The sequence below is a fragment of the Faecalimonas sp. genome (assembly GCA_029264305.1).
Classification (GTDB): domain Bacteria; phylum Bacillota; class Clostridia; order Lachnospirales; family Lachnospiraceae; genus Faecalimonas.
This window is the reverse complement of record JARICA010000021.1, coordinates 1-17156: the sequence shown is the minus strand read 5'-3', so window position 1 is coordinate 17156 and position 17156 is coordinate 1. Positions and strand designations below refer to the sequence as shown.

The 17156-nt window shown below is 32.9% G+C and carries 14 protein-coding genes, 1 pseudogene and 1 riboswitch; of the genes and pseudogenes, 4 read left to right on the top strand and 11 right to left on the bottom strand.

Features of this window, described 5'->3' with window-relative positions; all coding sequences use genetic code 11:
- Positions 1-32 precede the first annotated feature (32 nt).
- Entirely contained in the window at positions 33-629 is a 597-nt protein-coding gene (locus tag ACY2U7_RS07595; protein WP_461816164.1) for a TetR/AcrR family transcriptional regulator, read from the bottom strand.
- 163 nt (positions 630-792) lie between these two features.
- Here ACY2U7_RS07595 and ACY2U7_RS07590 point away from each other — a divergent pair, with 163 nt between their 5' ends.
- Positions 793-2895, top strand: a complete 2103-nt coding sequence (locus tag ACY2U7_RS07590) for an efflux RND transporter permease subunit (RefSeq protein WP_461816163.1) — start codon at positions 793-795, stop codon at positions 2893-2895.
- Between the two features lie 20 nt (positions 2896-2915).
- Positions 2916-5249, top strand: coding sequence for a hypothetical protein (locus ACY2U7_RS07585; RefSeq protein ID WP_461816162.1), 2334 nt, complete (start codon positions 2916-2918; stop codon positions 5247-5249).
- A gap of 48 nt (positions 5250-5297) precedes the next feature.
- On the opposite strand, the gene ACY2U7_RS07580 is transcribed toward ACY2U7_RS07585, so the two are convergent.
- The 4 genes from ACY2U7_RS07580 to ACY2U7_RS07565 form a co-directional block, all read right to left on the bottom strand.
- Complete coding sequence (locus ACY2U7_RS07580; RefSeq protein WP_461816161.1) at positions 5298-6569, bottom strand: amidohydrolase family protein; 1272 nt, start codon at positions 6567-6569, stop codon at positions 5298-5300.
- A gap of 52 nt (positions 6570-6621) precedes the next feature.
- Positions 6622-6717, bottom strand: a riboswitch (purine riboswitch).
- Positions 6706-7497 carry a RelA/SpoT-related domain-containing protein gene (locus ACY2U7_RS07575; RefSeq protein WP_461813001.1) on the bottom strand — a complete coding sequence of 264 codons (792 nt, stop codon included), beginning with the start codon at positions 7495-7497 and terminating at the stop codon, positions 6706-6708. Its footprint overlaps the riboswitch before it by 12 nt.
- Before the next feature lie 95 nt (positions 7498-7592).
- Entirely contained in the window at positions 7593-11942 is a 4350-nt protein-coding gene (locus tag ACY2U7_RS07570) for an alpha-L-fucosidase (protein WP_461816160.1), read from the bottom strand.
- 191 nt (positions 11943-12133) lie between these two features.
- Positions 12134-12946, bottom strand: a complete 813-nt coding sequence (locus ACY2U7_RS07565) for a MerR family transcriptional regulator (protein WP_461811728.1) — start codon at positions 12944-12946, stop codon at positions 12134-12136.
- An 85-nt stretch (positions 12947-13031) separates the two neighbouring features.
- On the opposite strand from ACY2U7_RS07565, the gene ACY2U7_RS07560 reads away from it, so the two are divergent.
- Positions 13032-13658, top strand: a complete 627-nt coding sequence (locus ACY2U7_RS07560) for a GNAT family N-acetyltransferase (RefSeq protein ID WP_461816159.1) — start codon at positions 13032-13034, stop codon at positions 13656-13658.
- A gap of 69 nt (positions 13659-13727) precedes the next feature.
- Here the strand turns inward: ACY2U7_RS07560 and ACY2U7_RS07555 are convergent, their stop codons facing one another.
- Positions 13728-14591: a hypothetical protein gene (locus ACY2U7_RS07555; protein ID WP_461816158.1), complete on the bottom strand. Its 864-nt coding sequence runs from the start codon at positions 14589-14591 to the stop codon at positions 13728-13730.
- Between the two features lie 145 nt (positions 14592-14736).
- Between ACY2U7_RS07555 and ACY2U7_RS07550 the strand changes: the two genes are divergently transcribed.
- A complete protein-coding gene (locus ACY2U7_RS07550; protein ID WP_461816157.1) occupies positions 14737-15066 on the top strand; it encodes a helix-turn-helix domain-containing protein in 330 nt (109 codons plus the stop codon).
- A gap of 389 nt (positions 15067-15455) precedes the next feature.
- Here ACY2U7_RS07550 and ACY2U7_RS07545 read toward each other — a convergent pair whose 3' ends face one another.
- From ACY2U7_RS07545 to ACY2U7_RS07525, 5 genes and pseudogenes are all read right to left on the bottom strand, one after another.
- Positions 15456-15638 carry a hypothetical protein gene (locus ACY2U7_RS07545; protein ID WP_461816156.1) on the bottom strand — a complete coding sequence of 61 codons (183 nt, stop codon included), beginning with the start codon at positions 15636-15638 and terminating at the stop codon, positions 15456-15458.
- The gene (locus ACY2U7_RS07540) at positions 15638-16024 is read right to left on the bottom strand and encodes a hypothetical protein (protein ID WP_461816155.1); all 387 of its coding nucleotides are present in this window, start codon (positions 16022-16024) and stop codon (positions 15638-15640) included. The genes ACY2U7_RS07545 and ACY2U7_RS07540 overlap by 1 nt, the downstream gene beginning before the upstream one ends.
- Positions 16025-16078: 54 nt before the next feature.
- Positions 16079-16273 (bottom strand): hypothetical protein, encoded by a 195-nt coding sequence (locus ACY2U7_RS07535; protein WP_461868117.1) that lies wholly within the window; start codon positions 16271-16273, stop codon positions 16079-16081.
- A 4-nt stretch (positions 16274-16277) separates the two neighbouring features.
- A complete protein-coding gene (locus ACY2U7_RS07530; protein WP_461816153.1) occupies positions 16278-16505 on the bottom strand; it encodes a hypothetical protein in 228 nt (75 codons plus the stop codon).
- A gap of 413 nt (positions 16506-16918) precedes the next feature.
- Positions 16919-17156, bottom strand: a pseudogene (locus ACY2U7_RS07525) (hypothetical protein); the annotation flags it as partial.

The window sequence follows — 17156 nt, the reverse complement described above, 5'->3', positions numbered from 1 at the left end:
GACTTCACATAATGAAGTCTCCTTTACTCAAATTAACACATATGATTCCGTATAATCGCTCTTATACTTTCATTAAGATACGGTTTTAGTTCTTCATAACTAATTGGATCATTCTCTAATATCGTACTATACGAAGTTGAACTAGCTAACTCTATAATAAGAAATAACATCGTTTCCGGTGCTCGCAATTTAACATCTGGCTCGTCTTCTAATAATTTATAAAACAACTTCTTTACTTCTGTATTTTCCTCTTTGCTTTCTATTGCTTGTCTAAAAATACCCCAACTTAAATTTTTAGATACAAACTGCAGTACTGCCTTCTTTTTTTGCATCTCATCTAATACAAAATCTACAATGAAAATAATTTTATCTTCAAACTTTGGAATCTGTGCCTTTTCAAGTTCTCTATTTGCCGAATGAAATAGCCTACTAGCTGTTTTTGCAATCAGTCTATCCCTTATTTCATACTTATCTTTAAAATACAAATAAAAGGTTCCTTTGGCCACTCCTGCATTTTGTACAATATCATGTATAGATGTTTTTGCAATGCCTTTTGTCATAAACAAATCATACGCACTTTCAAATAGGGCTTCCTCTTTCTGTTGTTTGTTTTCTTCAACTTTTCCCATTTCTATCTCCCTCTTTATCCGTTGTTTCTATTCATTATAGTTTCAAAATGACCAATAGTCAACTTTTTGTTGAAAAATTATTGACTTATAGTCATTTTTGCAGTATACTGCATATATTCAAAAAGTGACTAATAGTCATGTTTATTAAAAGGAGGAATTATTCATGGTTAAAGTAGGAAAAAAAATAGTAAAATTCCGAGTTCTCATTTTAATCTTAGGTTTTTTACTTCTAATCCCTTCTGCTTTAGGATACTTTAAGACCAGAGTCAATTACGACATTCTATATTATCTTCCTGATAATATAGATACTATGAAAGGGCAAGACATTTTAATGAACGATTTTGGAAAAGGCGCTTTCGCTCTAGAAGTTGTGGAAGGCATGAGTACAAAAGAAGTTACTGATGTGAAAAAGAAAATAGAAAAAGTGGACGGAGTAGCTGATGTTATTTGGTATGACTCACTTGCAGACTTATCTATTCCTATCAATGCTCTTCCAAATAAAATCAAAGATGTTTTTCAAAAAGATGATGCTACTTTAATGGCTATTTTCTTCAACGATACGACATCTGCAGATGCAACAATGGACGCTATTACACAAATTCGAAAAGTCACAAACAAACAATGTTACTTAAGTAGTATGTCTTCTGTTGTAACTGATATTAAAGCAATATCTGAAAAAGAAACACCTATGTACGTGCTAATTGCAGCAGTTCTTACTTCTATCGTTTTAGCTCTATGTACAAACTGCTGGATTCTTCCGATTTTCTTTATGCTAAGTATCGGAATGGCAATCATGTATAATATGGGAACCAACTATTTCTTAGGAGAAATTTCTTATATTACCAAAGCACTTAGCGCTGTTTTACAACTTGGTGTTACAATGGATTATTCCATTTTCTTGTGGCACAGTTATCAAGAAAATCAAGAACGTTTTCCAAATGATAAAGAACGTGCTATGGCGCATGCCATTTCAAACACATTTTCATCTGTACTTGGTAGTTCTGTAACAACCGTTGCTGGATTTATCGCTCTTTGCTTTATGAGTTTTACTCTCGGTAAAGATTTAGGTATTGTCATGGCAAAAGGTGTTGTTCTTGGTGTAATTGGTTGTGTAACTATTCTTCCATCATTCATTTTGATTTTCGACAAACAAATTGAAAAGACTTCACACCGATCACTTATACCGAAAATGGAAAAAACTTCACATTTTGTTATAAATCACTACAAGACATTTGTCGTTGTCTTTCTTGTTTTATTAATTCCTGCTATTTGGGGATATACAAAAGCCGAAGTTTACTACAACTTAGATGCTACTCTTCCTAAATATTTAGATAGCATTAAATCAAATGAAAAACTATCAAAGACTTTTGATATGAACGCTACTCACATGGTATTAGCAGATGCGGATCTTCCTGCAAAAGAAGCTAAAGAAATGTTAAACGAAATGTCAGATGTAAAAGGTGTAAAATTTGCATTGGGATTAGATAGCTTGCTTGGAGCAGCTGTTCCACGTGACATTGTTCCATCTGAATTAACAGATAAATTGAAACAAGGAGATTGGCAACTTATTTTAATTCAATCTGAGTATAAAGCCGCAACTAATGAAGTCAACAAACAGTGTACTGAATTAAATAAAATCATCAAAAAACATGATCGTTCTGCAATGTTAATTGGAGAAGCTCCATGTACAAAAGATTTAATTACAATTACAGATAAAGACTTTAAAGTAGTAAGTGCCATTTCAATTATTGCTATTTTCATCATTATTGCATTTGTATTCAAATCTGTTTCATTACCAGTTATTCTTGTAGCAGTTATTGAATTTGCTATTTTTATTAACTTAGGAATACCTTACTTTACTGGAACAAAAATGCCATTTATCGCATCTATTGTTATCGGTACAATACAATTAGGGGCAACTGTTGACTATGCTATTTTAATGACAACAAGATATAAAAAAGAACGTTGTAAAGGAAAAGTTAAAAAGGAAGCAATTTATATTGCTCTTTCTTCTTCAATTAGTTCTGTCATTGTTTCTGGACTTGGATTCTTTGCAGCAACATTTGGTGTTGGATTATACTCAGACATAGATATGATTTCTGCACTTTGTTCATTAATGGCACGTGGTGCAATTATAAGTATGATTACCGTAATATTTATTTTACCATCTGCATTAATGGTATTTGATAAATTAATTTGTGCAACTACTAAAGAAATGAATTTGAAAAAAATAGAAGCAAAAAAGAATGCTTCAGCAAATGCTTAATTTTATAGGAGGTAATAAACATGAAAAATAGAGATTATAAAACGCTTGTAGCAATCGCTACTTCTACTGCTTTAGTTTTAGGAAGTTTAGGAATGGTTTCTCCTTCCTATGCAAAAGATAATAAGAAAGCTACTACGATAGAGACTACAACTTCTGAAAAAACATCTAATACAAATAGCACTGAAGTAAAGCCTTTTAAATCTGAAACTGTATATGCAAAAGTTGATGGAAATGGAAATATCTCTTCTATTACTGTATCAGACCAATTAAAAAATCTAGATCACATAAACAAACTAAAAGATAACTCTATTCTAAGTAATATTGAGAATGTAAAAGGAGAAGAAAAATTTTCAAAGACACAAAATTCTCTTATTTGGGACACAAACAAAGAAGATATTTGTTATCAAGGTACAACAACACAATCTCTTCCTGTTGGAATTAAAATCACTTATGTGTTAGATGGAAAGGAAATTAACGCAAAAGAATTAAAAGGAAAATCTGGACATTTAGTTATGCGTTATCAATATATAAATAAAACAGCTTCTAGCACTGAATATGTACCATTTGTAATGGTAACAGGATTGGTTTTTGACACAAATAAAATTTCTAATGTAAAATTAACAAATGCAAAATTAATGTCCGATGGTGATCGTGATGTTATTTTAGGTATGGGACTTCCTTCCTTAAATGAAAAATTAGATGTAAAAGAACTTAACATTCCTGATTACTTTGAAGTAGAGGCAGATGTAAAAGAATATGAATTATCTGAAGGAATGACAATTGCAACTAATGATATCTTTAACGATTTAGAAACAGACAAATTTGATAGTCTTTCAGAATTAAAAAATTCTATGAAAACACTTCAAGATTCAGCTAATAAGTTAGTAAATGGTTCAGGAGAATTAAAAAAAGGACTGGATACTCTCCTTTCGTCTTCTGCCACACTAACAGATGGTATTCATAAATTAGTAAACGGAGGAGATACTTTAAAGAAAGGAACTTCTTCTCTTGTAACTGGTAGTAAAGCATTAGTTAACGGAAGTCAAACTCTTGCAAGTGGCACAACTCAATTACAATCCGGAACAAATTCTTTGAAAGCAGGTGCTTCTCAAGTAAATGAAGGTCTTGCTTCTGCATCTTCAAAAACATCTTCCGTATTAGTTCCAGGTGCTGTGCAGTTAGACAAAGGTGTTTCTTCTATGCAAGAAAAATTAACTCCAGGCATGAAAGAATTAGCACAGGGTGTCCAAAAATTAGATGCAGGATTAAATAGTCCGATCACATCTTCTCAACCAGGTTTAAATGCAAGTATTTCAGCTGTAAATGATGTGATAAACAAAGGTACTGCTGAAACAGGTGGAAAAAGTTTAAATAAAATTGCAAAGGATACTGCTGATGCAGCAGAGGCACTTGCAAAAAGTATGAAACCTTCTTCTGCACCATCTATATCAGGTGAAACAGTTGCAAAAGGTAATGGTGAAACAGATAAAGCAATTGCTTCTTTAACTAGTTTATTGAATCGAGATGATATTCCGGAAGACGCAAAAGCATCTATTCGTGCAAATATTGCCTCTTTAGAAAAAGATAAACAAGCACGTCAAGCTGCTGCTATACAGTTAGATAAACAAATTGGTGTACAACATTCTGCACAAAATAAAGCAATTGCAAATACACAACAACTCCTACAACAAGTTGTAATCGGAGCTAAAACAACTAGCGCAATCACAGATAAGGTAGCTGGTAATATGGCTAAAATCAATGTTGGAAGTGCTCAATTAGCACAAGGTGCGAAAGTGTTAAATATAAAAGTCACAGATTCTAAATCCGGATTAATCGCACAGATCAATGGTGGCGTTTCTTCGCTTAAGAATGGTACTTCACAACTTCGCGAAGGAATTGGTGGAAAAAACGGTTTAGCTAATGGATTAAATCAACTTGCTACTGGTGCTTCTAAAGTAAATACAGGTGCTGCCACATTAAATGAAAAAATGATCCTTGCTAATTCTGGTGCAAAAGAATTGCATAAAGGTACTGTACAACTTTCAGCTGGTGCAAGCCAATTAGATACTGGTGCAAACGCACTTGTCACTGGATTACACACATTAAACCAAGGTTCTAGTGCCTTAATCGATGGCGTAAAGAAACTCGATGCAGGTGCTACTACATTAAACGAAGGTATGATTAAATTCAACAAAGAAGGTATCGAAAAACTTGTCAATGTATTTGACGGTGATATTGATGGTCTTTTAGATAAAGTAAATACAATATTAGACAGTTCTAAAAATTATAAGAATTTCTCAGGTATTTCTGATGAAATGGACGGAGAAGTTAAATTCATTTTTGTAACTGAATAGTAAAAAGGGACGTAGCAAAACTTAAAAATGCTACGTCCCTTTTCACACTTATTTCACATTTTCACCTGCAATATATTTATCAACTATGCATGCATCATTTGCTAAATATATCAAGCGTTCTAGTCTTTCTTTTACATTTAATTTTCTCATCGTTCTAAAGAAAGAATCATCCAATACCACTGCATCAAATTCATATCCCTCTTCAAAACTTCCAACTTTTCCAAAGAATTGTCCCCCTCCTTTTGTTGCTAAGTAGAACGCTTCTTCTAGCTTTAATGGAGTAAGATTTGTATCCAATAATCTCCATCTCAATTTTGATACCTGAAGTGCATCTGCCATTGCTCTGAAAATTGATAAATCAAATCCTCCTGCAACATCGCTTCCTAATCCTATTTTTATTCCTTTATCTAAATATTTTCGTATTGGAGCAACACCTGACGAAAGGTTTGTATTAGATTGTGGACAATGGGCAATAAACACATTTTGTTTTTCCATTAATTCTAATTCTTCTTCTGTGCTATGGACACAGTGTGCCATAATCGCAGGATATTTATTTCCAAACATTCCAAATTGATTGTACGCTTCACCATAAAATTTTGTGTTTGGACAAAGTTCTTGCACCCACTCAATTTCTCCTATATTCTCTGATAAATGAGATTGTACTGGTAAATGATATTTTTCCTGTATACTTTCTAACTTTTTCATCAATTCATCTGAACATGTAGGAATAAATCGTGGTGTTAAAATTGGTTTGATTTTATGGAATCGATTTTTTGCTTCTTCTATCCATTCTATTGTCTTTTCTGCTGACGCACTATCACTTTCTTCACACAATTCTTCTGGACTATTTCTATCCATATTTACTTTTCCAACATAACCTTTAAACCCTCTATCTTCAAGCATTTCCATTAATTTTAATGTGGCTTCATTATGAATAGTTCCAAAAATACATGCTCGTGTTGTAGCACTCTTCATTAAATCATCTACAAAAATTTCATATGCTTGCTCAGCATAATCTAAATTTGCATACTTTGCTTCTTCTTTAAATGTATGTGTATTTAACCAATCAATTAACTCCAAATCCATTGCAAGTCCACGAAATGTATATTGAGGTGCATGAACATGTAAATCTATTAATCCCGGAATAATAAGTTTCTCTCCATAATCATGACATGGTAAACTTTTATATTTTTCTGGTAGTTCTTCGTATACTCCTTTACAAATTCCCTCTTCACAGACAAGATATGCATTTTCTTTCATTGTAAGCTTTGTCTGATTTTTACTAAAACAAATATTTCCTTTTAAAACAAATGTACTCATATATTCCTCCATTTTTCTTTTTAAACAGCAAAAAACTACCGATAGATAGTCTTCTGCCTTTAGCAAGGCTTATAGTAAACTATTACGGTAGTTTGTAGAGACATCCAACCAATTATGGACATATATAAGCATTGTTTTATTCTTCTTTTAGAAACCTTTCGGCTTCTTTTTCCATTTTCATTCTTCGAAAATAAGAACTCATTTCATCTGCCATTCCTGATAAACGATTTAATAATGTAGAAAAGTCTTTTAACATTGCGTCATCTTGGAAATATGGATAAACAATGTCGTGATCCACTTCACTCCAACCTTCTTCAAAAAGTGTTCTTCCCTGAATCTCCACATAATATCCTTTATATTTAATAATATAATGTAGAGAACGGTATATTCCACCTGCTTTGATTTCAATCAAATTTTCATCGTATATACGGCTATCTCCCGAGCGCTTATACACTTTGGGACGCTCTGCGATATAATTATGTGTCGTATCCTCATCAAAGTCATTTAATCGATCTACCACATATTTACTGGGATCGTTTTCAAAAACAGTTGTAATATACTTATGAAAGTGAATCCAATCTTCACGATATAAAAAAAGCACACGAATTCCAATTAAATCTGTATTATATTTATAATAATTATCCCGATTAATGCCAGCGTATTTTTCTTTCGCTTCTCTTCTTTTGCGGATAATTTTCTCAATCAAGTGCCCTGCTGCTTTCGTTCGATAACGATAGGAGTGTATTCCTGCTCTTTCTATATCATACAAATAATCATTGACAAATTCTTTACCAATTTTTCTCAATTTATCTTCAATCTCTTTGTAGTGATCATAAATGGCTTCTAACTCATTCCATTCTATTTCTGCCTCACAAAATTCTTCTTCTGTGATATTGTATTCTTTCAGAAATTCTCTTTTCTTCAGCATATTTTCACCTCTGTATGAGTATAGCATACCTATAAATGATTATTCAACTAAAATAGAAAAAAGACAGAAAATCTCTGCCTTTTTCCTTCTTTGTTTTATTTTCTTTTTCTAAGGATTGCTACAACAGCTGCAAGTCCTGCTGTAATTCCTACCATGTAACCAACTGGTTCTGCTGTATCTCCTGTTTTTACAGGGGCAGATGGTTTTTGTACAGATGGTTTTTGAGTAGAATCTCCTGATGGAGTCTGGTTATTTCCATTTCCATTATTTCCGCTATTTTCGCTATTTCCACCTTCAGATGTTTCAATTAGTTTCAGTTTTCCAATCGACGTATTTAATTCCAAAGTTGCTTCCGCAATTTCTTGTTCTGTTGCTTGTGCATTTGCATAAACTGCTTTTGCTTTGTCTAACGCTTTTGCAAATGCATCTTTTTCAACACCATCTTGATATTTTTTCAAATCAATTCCGTTTGCTCTGTCGATGGCGTTTTTCAATGCCGTCTTATCTATTGTTGGAGCTTGATCTTTATCCTCTAATTTTCCTTGTGCATCTTTTAGTGCTTTTGCTGCTGTATCAATTTCTTGTTGTGTACTTTTTCCTTCTTTTGCTTTCGCTAAAATATCTTTTGCATCTTTTAATGCTTTTACAAATGCATCTTTTGTCGCTCCATCTTTATATTCATCAAGAACAACTTTATTTCCATCTGTAATTGCTTTTTCTAATTCAACTGTAACTAGTTCAGGACTAACAATATCAAACTTATCAATTTGTGGTGCACCTTTTTCTCCACCAGTAATTGTTAACACACCTGCTCCTGCAGTTTTTACTTTAAATAAAATTTCTTTTTGATGTGTTTCTTTTGCACCATCTGTAGCTCCTACCGTTGCTGTTCCTGCTTCAATTTTTCCATCTTTTTCACTCCAAGAGAATCCATTTTCTGCCGAACCGCTTCGATAAGTAACGATCACTGCGTAATCCCCTGCTTTTTCTGCATTGTAGTATAATTTAATTTGATCACCCTTATTTAAAGAATTAACAAATTTTCCATTACTTGCCCAGTCGGCAGCTTTGATTTCCAACTTCCAATCTTCTGGTTCTCCTGTATTGTGTAACTCAAATCTTTCTGCCTCTAATCTCTTCTCTCCTGTTGTTGGGAAGTCAAATCGATTATCTGCTGTGATTTTTTCTTTTTCAAATTCTACTTTAATTGTATGAGCGGCATCTACATCTGTAAATGTATATTTCAACACATTACCTACTGATACATTATCTACCAATACATCTTTTACCATGTATCCTTCTTTTGGTTGCATTGTAAATTCTTTATTTTCACCCTCATTTACTTCCACTTTTCCTGCTGGTGAAATTGCTCCATTTTCTCCTGCTGAAGCAGTGATATCAAATTTACCCATAGCAACTTCTTTTGCTGTTACTTCAAATTTATCAATGTTTGGTGAAGCTTTTTGATCTGCTGTGAAAACAAGTTCACCTGCTCCTGCTTTCGTTACTTTTACATCAAATTCCACTTCTTTATATTGACTATCTTTTCCATCATTGTGAACATCAATCTTTCCTGATTCTACATTTGTTCCTGACCAGTTTAAAGCATTTGGATTATCTGCTCTTCTTCCGCTTTGTATTCTTGCTTTAAATGTATATGTGCCTTCTTTTGCTGCATAGAATGGAAGTTTAATTTTATTTCCTTGTTCAAACCAACCTATTTTTGCTCCATTACTTGCATCTTTATCTTCTTGAATACGAACATATTTATTTTCTGCAGATGTTCCTTTATCCAAAATGAAATGTTCTGCCTCTAAGTTCTTTTTGTTTCCTTTTCTCTTTGGTAATTGATAAGGATCTTGTGCCGTATAAGTTGCTCTCTTTGCAAGACTTCTTACTGCTGCATCCAATTTTCCAACTGCTTCCGCACAATCCTGTGCTGAAGGTTTTGCTTTCTTCAATACTTTTTCAGCAAACTGGATTGCATCCTGCAATGCTTTATAACTTGCTGCTGAATACTCCTCTTCTTTGTAGTTTGCTTTCTTTACATCATTTAATTTCTTTTCTAATGCAGACTTATCAAATTCTTCAGAATCTGAGATTGTGATTCGTGTTGGTGTATTAAATCCTGTAATAACCTGATTTGTTGGATTCACCAATTCTGCTGTAAATGACAAATCTCCTGTTTTAGCTGGAACACGTTTTGTTGTTACATATGCTTCTGCTTCTTCCTGTCCATCCTTCAATGTCAATTCCATATTTCCATCTGCATTGAAGTGATCCTGCCATGCACTACCTGGATTTACCTGGAATGTTACTTTTGTTTCTCCTTTTGTTCCACCGACACGTTTAACTTTGATTGGCACTTTGCTATCTTCGTTTACACGGTAAGAAGGATATTCAATATCTAACATCCCTTTTCCACCATTATTTAATGAAAGTAATGCATCAACTCCTATTGCTTGATTTCCTGTTCCAGTATTTACAATTTTTAAAGTATGCTTTTTATCTTCTAAAGTATCCGATTCAAAAATTCTTTGTCCTAATTTTCTTGTCGTTCCTTTTGTATTAATTGTAGCTACTTTTTTATCATCAATATAAATATCTGCAGGTCCATGATTTGGATCAACAGTTCCTACAAGCCATGCCTTTGTTCCTTGAAATTCAACTGTTGCCTCTTTATTAGGTCCACACCACATTCCTGTACCTTCAACAAACTGTTCTCCTGATTCCTGTGTCCAACCTGTTGCTTTGAAATTTCTATCATCAGTCACTGTTAACCCTGCTGGAATACCATTTCCTAATGCCATATCATCCGTTGCTTTGTATACACCAATTTCACTTAGCATTGGGACTTTGTGTTCTGCTTTCTCATCCGCTGTAACTGTAATGCGAACTTTCTTTCCTTTTACAGCTGCTTTTCTACAAAGACGTTTTGCTCCAATTGTTTTTCCTTCCTCAAATGTTTTCCATTCGCCTTTTTCTGTTTCATATTCTACTTTATATGAGCCGATTCTTTGTCCAAATTCAATAGACTCTTCAATAGAAACAACATCAAATGTTTTAACTCCATTTAAATCAATCGTAAGTGTACCTGTTTTTGCATTATCATCAACAGTCCAATATGTATCATCTTTTCCGTCTAATACATTCTGTGGAGAAAATTTCTTATCATTTCCACGTACACTACTTGCTGCTACTTTCCCATCTTTTGCTAAATTATTTTTAAATGTATCCTTTATCCCTTTTCCAAATTCAGTTACTCGATTTAAAATAGCTGGATCCACTTTTCCCTCTTTGTTTGGTGGAACATTTAATAATAATGGTGCATTATGTCCTACAGAGCGGAAATACATTTCAGATAACGCTTTCATATCTTTTGGAGTCTTTTTCCCTTCTCCCCAGAACCAACCTGATGTAATACGCGCATCTGCTTCCGGCACTGTCCATTGATTTCCATTCGCAAATCCTTTTGTATAACCATTTTGTGTATTACTATCGATTGTATTCTTCTCCTTATTTACATTTGATTTCGACCATGTTTCTGTATCTGCAAAACCATTTTCGTTTCCAATCCAACGAACTGTTGTATATGCCTCTGCCCCAAACAACATACAATCATCTTTATATTTTCCGTCTTTCTTTCCTTCATATTTTTGAATTGTATCAAACCATCTTTTGAAATCATAGTTTTGTACAGCAGAACCTGAGCCTTTAGCTCCATCCATCCAAACTTCTACAAAATGACCATCATTTCCGTATTTCTTATCACCTAAAATTTCTTCTAATTGATTATTATAGTAATCATTATAGTCATCAACATCCAGTTCTTCTACTTCTTTCCACGTTTTATTATTTAAAGGATTCCCCTTATTATCACAGAGGGCCTTTCCATCTTTATCATAATATCCATAACTTTTTGCATTTACATCCCATGGCGAAAGATAAAGTCCCATATCCATATTATATTTTGTACAAGCTGCTGATAATTCTGCTAAAACATCACCTTTATATCCTGCTGTCTCTGAATCATGTTTCGTATACTTACTTGGCCAAATACAAAATCCATCATGATGTTTTGCTGTTACAATTAACTTTTTAAATCCTGCTTCATGGAGTGTTTTGACCAATGTTTCTGCATCAAAATCATTTGTCAACGCAAATTGTTCTGGTTTTTCCTTTCCATTTCCCCATTCACTTCCTGTGTATGTGTTCATACCAAAATGGCAAAATGCAGCTAATTCATCTTTCTGATATTTATACTGATTTTCACTTGGTACGACTTTATCTTTTTCTGGCTCCTTTATTTTGTGGTCTGATAAATCTTCTGCTGTTACACCGTCTGTTGTTTTTGCAGAAACATCAATTGTTGCTATCCCCGAAAAAACACTTGAACTTGCAAGGGTTACTGCTAATAGTAAACCGATTACTTGCTTTCTTTTCATAATTTTTCCTCCATTCATTTCCTTCTATATCTGCTATACAGAAATCGCATTTTGTTATATTTTACCACTCTTGCCGCATTAAAACAAGATGAATTTATTACTTTTGATGTATTTTTTCTTGCTTCTAAAAATCTATATATGTATTTTGTTCAATTTTTATCTGTATTTTGTTGCTATTTACATGGATATAATCAAGAAACTTCTTCTACTTTCATCATAATTTTTGTAATATACTCTTCTTCTTTTGCAATAGCAAATTCATTCATCCCCATTTCATAAGCATACCCCGTTAATTTAAGTCTTTTTTTGTTGGCATAGGAAATCATTTTTCGATATGTTTTGGGCAGTGTATTCCACTCTCCTTTATGATAGCAACAAATATATTTTCCTTTTGGTCTATAAAAAGTATGTTTTGTCAATATATTATGTGATGCAGCTGTATAAATCCCATCATACTTTGAAAAATCATCCGCTAAGATTTTTTCGACCGAAATCATCGCACCGACCCCCATTCGAATTTGTTCTACTCCCCAAACATTCTTTATATAAGAAAAAGCAGTAAAAATAGTATCATCGCAAAAATCATATGGTAAAAAACTTAATTTTTCTTCTTCACACTCTACGATTTCTATTGTTTTTTCTTGTAAATTAGTAGTTATTTCTATTTGCTTTTTCTTCATTTGAATCGCCTTTTTCATATATATAAGTTTTTTGATTTCTCGATCTATTTCAACCTCTTTAGCATCTGCAATAGATAAAAATTTTTCAGGTGTTGGATGATTAATATATTGTTGAATTTCCTCAATACTCATGTGCAATTCTTTTAACATACGAATATATTCAAAATCAAGACTTTGTGATAAATCGTAATACCTATAACCATTTTCTCCTTTTGTAACAGGTGAAAATAGTCCAATCTCATCATAATAGTGCAAAGTTCTTTTATTAACATTGTGTAACTTGGCAAATTGAGCTATTGTCAATTTTATAGAATTGTATTTCATATTCTTTTCCTTTCATCATTGACTTTACAGTTACTGTATAGTTTATTATATAAAATATAAACATGCGTAACAAGGAGAAGTAGACATGGAAATCACATTTCGAAACTATCAAAAAGAAGATTTTAAAACATTAAAAAATCTCATTAGGAAAACATGGTGTTATGACGACTTCTGTAGTCCCAAAACAGCTCAGAAACTATCAAAAGTATTTTTATATAGTTGTCTAACAAATCATACATTTTCTCGTGTAGCTCTTGATCAGGGCGAACCTATTGGAATTATACTCGCAAACAACAAAATAAAACACAAATGCCCGATAGGCATAAAATTTCAATTTATTCGAGCAATGATCTCTCTCTTTTTTTCAAAAGAAGGTCGAAAAGCATCTGAAATTTTTGAACACATAGACGATATGGATAAACAACTTTTAAAAGAATGTGAAAAAGAATATCCAGCAGAACTTACTTTATTTGCTATAGAACCATCTTATCGGGGAAAAGGCATAGGAAAAACATTATTTGAGTCTGCTCTGAATTATATGAAAGAAGAAGAAATCGATACTTTTTATTTGTTTACTGATACTAGTTGTAATTATGGTTTTTACGAACATCAAGGAATGGTTAGAAAAAATGCCAAAGAATTTACATTTAATATAAATGGCAAAAAAGCGAAAATGAATTTTTTTATCTATGAATATCAGAATCAACAATAAAATCTACCAAAAAACAACAAAGGAGTGAGAATCTTAAAAATCTCACTCCTTTAATTGACTACAAACAAATTATTTTCTAAGTCTTCTAAGCAATTCTGCTACTGCTAATCCGAACGCCCCAAGACCGACACTTGTTAATCCTACTACATTTGATGTATCACTTGTTTTTGGAGCTGTACTTACATTCCCATCTGCAACAGAAATATTATCTTTACTTACAGTTGTATTTGGTTTTACCTGTTCTGTGCTATGATTATTTTCAATAGGTTTTGCAGGTGTTAAGTCTGTCCATGGAATCTCTGGCTTCTCAATAGGTTTTGCTGGTGTTAAGTCAGTCCATGGCATACCTGGTTTCTCAATAGGTTTTGCAGGTGTCAAGTCTGTCCATGGCATACCTGGTTTCTCGATTGGTTTTGCTGGTGTTAAGTCAGTCCATGGAACCTCTGGTTTTTCCTTTGTGTTTACAACAAGTTCTCCACCTAAAATACTCTTTGTATTATTAAATGTTAAACCTAAGCCAAATCTTACTCCATCACTATACCCTTGTGCATTTTCTAATAAATCAATAAGTAAGTCTGCTTTAATTGTTACAGTTCCCTTAGCATAATCAATTTTTACTTCACTCGGTTCTATCTCTAAGCCTTCTTCCAACTCAGATGTATCATCATAAGGGTTTGATGCTACCCAAAGGTCAACAATTTTAATCTCACTTGCTTTATCTTTACCACTTCCTAGATTGAAATAAAATGTAATATCATCTTTACCATTAAATACTTTTTGGTTACATTTAACTGACGGTTTTACAGATGCCTCTTCAACTTTTTTCATAGATGCTACATTATTATTTGCAGCTTGTACATTTGGCGAAACAAGCACCATCATCAAACATACCGAAGCACCTATTACTTGTTTCCACATTTTTTTCTTTCTCATTACTCTTTCCTCCATAGTATTATATTCTTTTATAAATATAACTCCATATTGATATGTTTGTCAAGTTGTAACCCATTGTTAATACTAATCTTTATTTCTCATTTTAGGTATACTAAACATAATATAACGAAAGCGAGGACTATCAATGGTAGAAGACAAAGTATTTGAACGTATCGAAGAACTTTCTAAAAAAAAGCATCTTAGTTTATATCGTCTTGCTAAAAATTCGGAAATGCCTTATTCAAGTCTCAATAATATTATGCATAGACGTACCTGCCCTACCGTTGCAACGATAGAAAAATTGTGTAAAGGTTTGAATATTACCCTTCCTGAATTTTTTGATTTTCAATCGTACCCTTTAAACGATACATCACTTTCTCCAGAGGAAGATGAACTTATCAACAAGTATAGAAACTTAAATTCTAGGAAGAAGGAATTGTTTCAAGCATATCTAGATGGATTAATTGACAGATAAAACATAGTTTTTTAATATCCTTATGTTTACTACCAAGCTTTTCTTACATATTACATCGTCAATTCATTTGCTATTTGATTAAGCATTCTTCCCTGTCGCTTTTACTTATTCAATTATTGGTTGTTTCATAAAGATTTATCATCTTTTAGTTTAAAACAAAAAAGTTGAACACGTTATGACAAAATTGTCAAAAACAACGTGTTCAACTTTTTTATTTTTTTCTAATCAATCATCTGACGCATATACAATTTCATATATACATGTTGCTTTTATCTATTCTTTTATTGTATATTCTTTAAACAATACTCTTACTTTCTTTGGAAGCATCTCCTTTACCCCTTCCTAAAATGAATATAACAATACTATTAACTACTATTTCCCAGTGGTATTTAATCATATAATTCAGGTAGCTCTTTTTTTAATTCTAAAGATTTCTTTATATCACTTACATAATCATCATAATCATCTTCCCCATATTCAAGGTCTATGTATTCGTCAGGGTCACCTTTAAACATGTTATAATATTTGTCATACAATTCTTCTAATTCAGATGTCATGCGTCCATACCACATTATTTTATCATCTCCTTTAATATCCTGAATACTTCTCTTGTAGTTTCAGGAAAGAGGGTTTCTGCCATTTCCGTGACTTTCTTGTCATTTTGAAATAACATTCTTCCATATTGAACCCAAGTTTCTCGTTCCAATACTTTTTCCTTTTTCCAATAGGAATCTTCATGCCTATAACCCAAACGTATTTCTCCTTTTGACATTCCGTTCAGAATATCAGATATACCACGGTACTCATTCTTTAGTTTAATACCTCTTCTTCCGTTTTCGAACGCTTCCGGATATTCTAAGTATAACATATCCTCAATAACTTTTGCATACTTTTGGGAAATGCCTGTTAATCGCTTATAATCCTTTTCTATCTCCTTATTTAATGCACCATTCTCCACCAAACCATATGTAGCATCTATAAAAATACCACAGACCTTTTTGACCTGTGGTATCTACATCTCTATATTTTTCATCCAACCTACTACTTTCTCAACATTAATTATTCCTGTGTGGTTCATATACACTGCCTCATCAGCCAGTAAAACTATCGCTGGCAATTTGTCTATCCCGACTCTTTCCTCTATAGGTTCAATGAACTGCTTTTCATAACTTTTCTCATCATCTTTCTTACTTAAATACCATCTCACACAATCAGAATTTTTGTCTTTTTTCCCATTCCATATATTCTCTAGCAACCCGTTGTAATTCCGGTGATAATTGCTCAACACTGGTAACATTCCATAATTCATGGAGAATGTCCAAATCAGACATATCTAAATCAATTTCATAATCAGTCTGAATCAATCTATTACGTCCTTCTGAAATATATCCCAATAATCTTCCTGCAAATTGACTCCATCTTACTTCGCTTAGTGTCATCCCAATCTACTCCTTTACAATGACTTTACCTCGCTTCAATATTATCACATGATTCTGGTTTTTCTCCAATAATTTTATATATTCCTATTTTTTTCATACTCTGTAAAAATCTCCAAATAGTCAACAACCTTTGCGTCATCACTTACAATCATTTCCACAACTTCTCTATTCTGTATTATTCCAGAATCGTGCACATAGTAATTTGCCACAGTTTTTTCATATTTGTATATGTGCCATACCCATATATTTCACACCACAATAGAACTTTCCATTCTCAAACTGTTCTACCATATCTCGTGCAAAGATGGTATTGTAATCAGTTTCCCCTCCATATAATACAGTTTTTCCTTCTTCCTTAAGTTTTTCAAATATCCAAAATTTCTTTTTTGAGTACACCTCGACGAATTTCGTTCTCAGAAGGAGTATGTGTTTTCCATGCATTGCAACCAGAACGTGAAACAGACAATTTGCGCAACATCCCACTGACAGAAACCTGACGTTTCACTGGCAATTCCTTTCTGTTCCTTTGATGATTTCAGCCAATTTTTCACTACTGATTCACTAATCCCAATATTTTCAGACGTCTTGTGTAGTGTCAATTCAGGATCATCGTTTCTATATTGAACTGCATCTTCTTTAAACTTGTCCAAA

Excerpts from the sequence above, each read along its gene's own strand:
- ACY2U7_RS07595 (WP_461816164.1), bottom strand. The coding sequence starts at position 629 with ATGGGAAAAGTTGAAGAAAACAAACAACAGAAAGAGGAAGCCCTATTT.
- ACY2U7_RS07590 (WP_461816163.1), top strand. The coding sequence starts at position 793 with ATGGTTAAAGTAGGAAAAAAAATAGTAAAATTCCGAGTTCTCATTTTA.
- ACY2U7_RS07585 (WP_461816162.1), top strand. The coding sequence starts at position 2,916 with ATGAAAAATAGAGATTATAAAACGCTTGTAGCAATCGCTACTTCTACT.
- ACY2U7_RS07580 (WP_461816161.1), bottom strand. The coding sequence starts at position 6,569 with ATGAGTACATTTGTTTTAAAAGGAAATATTTGTTTTAGTAAAAATCAG.
- ACY2U7_RS07575 (WP_461813001.1), bottom strand. The coding sequence starts at position 7,497 with ATGCTGAAGAAAAGAGAATTTCTGAAAGAATACAATATCACAGAAGAA.
- ACY2U7_RS07570 (WP_461816160.1), bottom strand. The coding sequence starts at position 11,942 with ATGAAAAGAAAGCAAGTAATCGGTTTACTATTAGCAGTAACCCTTGCA.
- ACY2U7_RS07565 (WP_461811728.1), bottom strand. The coding sequence starts at position 12,946 with ATGAAATACAATTCTATAAAATTGACAATAGCTCAATTTGCCAAGTTA.
- ACY2U7_RS07560 (WP_461816159.1), top strand. The coding sequence starts at position 13,032 with ATGGAAATCACATTTCGAAACTATCAAAAAGAAGATTTTAAAACATTA.
- ACY2U7_RS07555 (WP_461816158.1), bottom strand. The coding sequence starts at position 14,591 with ATGAGAAAGAAAAAAATGTGGAAACAAGTAATAGGTGCTTCGGTATGT.
- ACY2U7_RS07550 (WP_461816157.1), top strand. The coding sequence starts at position 14,737 with ATGGTAGAAGACAAAGTATTTGAACGTATCGAAGAACTTTCTAAAAAA.
- ACY2U7_RS07545 (WP_461816156.1), bottom strand. The coding sequence starts at position 15,638 with ATGTGGTATGGACGCATGACATCTGAATTAGAAGAATTGTATGACAAA.
- ACY2U7_RS07530 (WP_461816153.1), bottom strand. The coding sequence starts at position 16,505 with ATGACACTAAGCGAAGTAAGATGGAGTCAATTTGCAGGAAGATTATTG.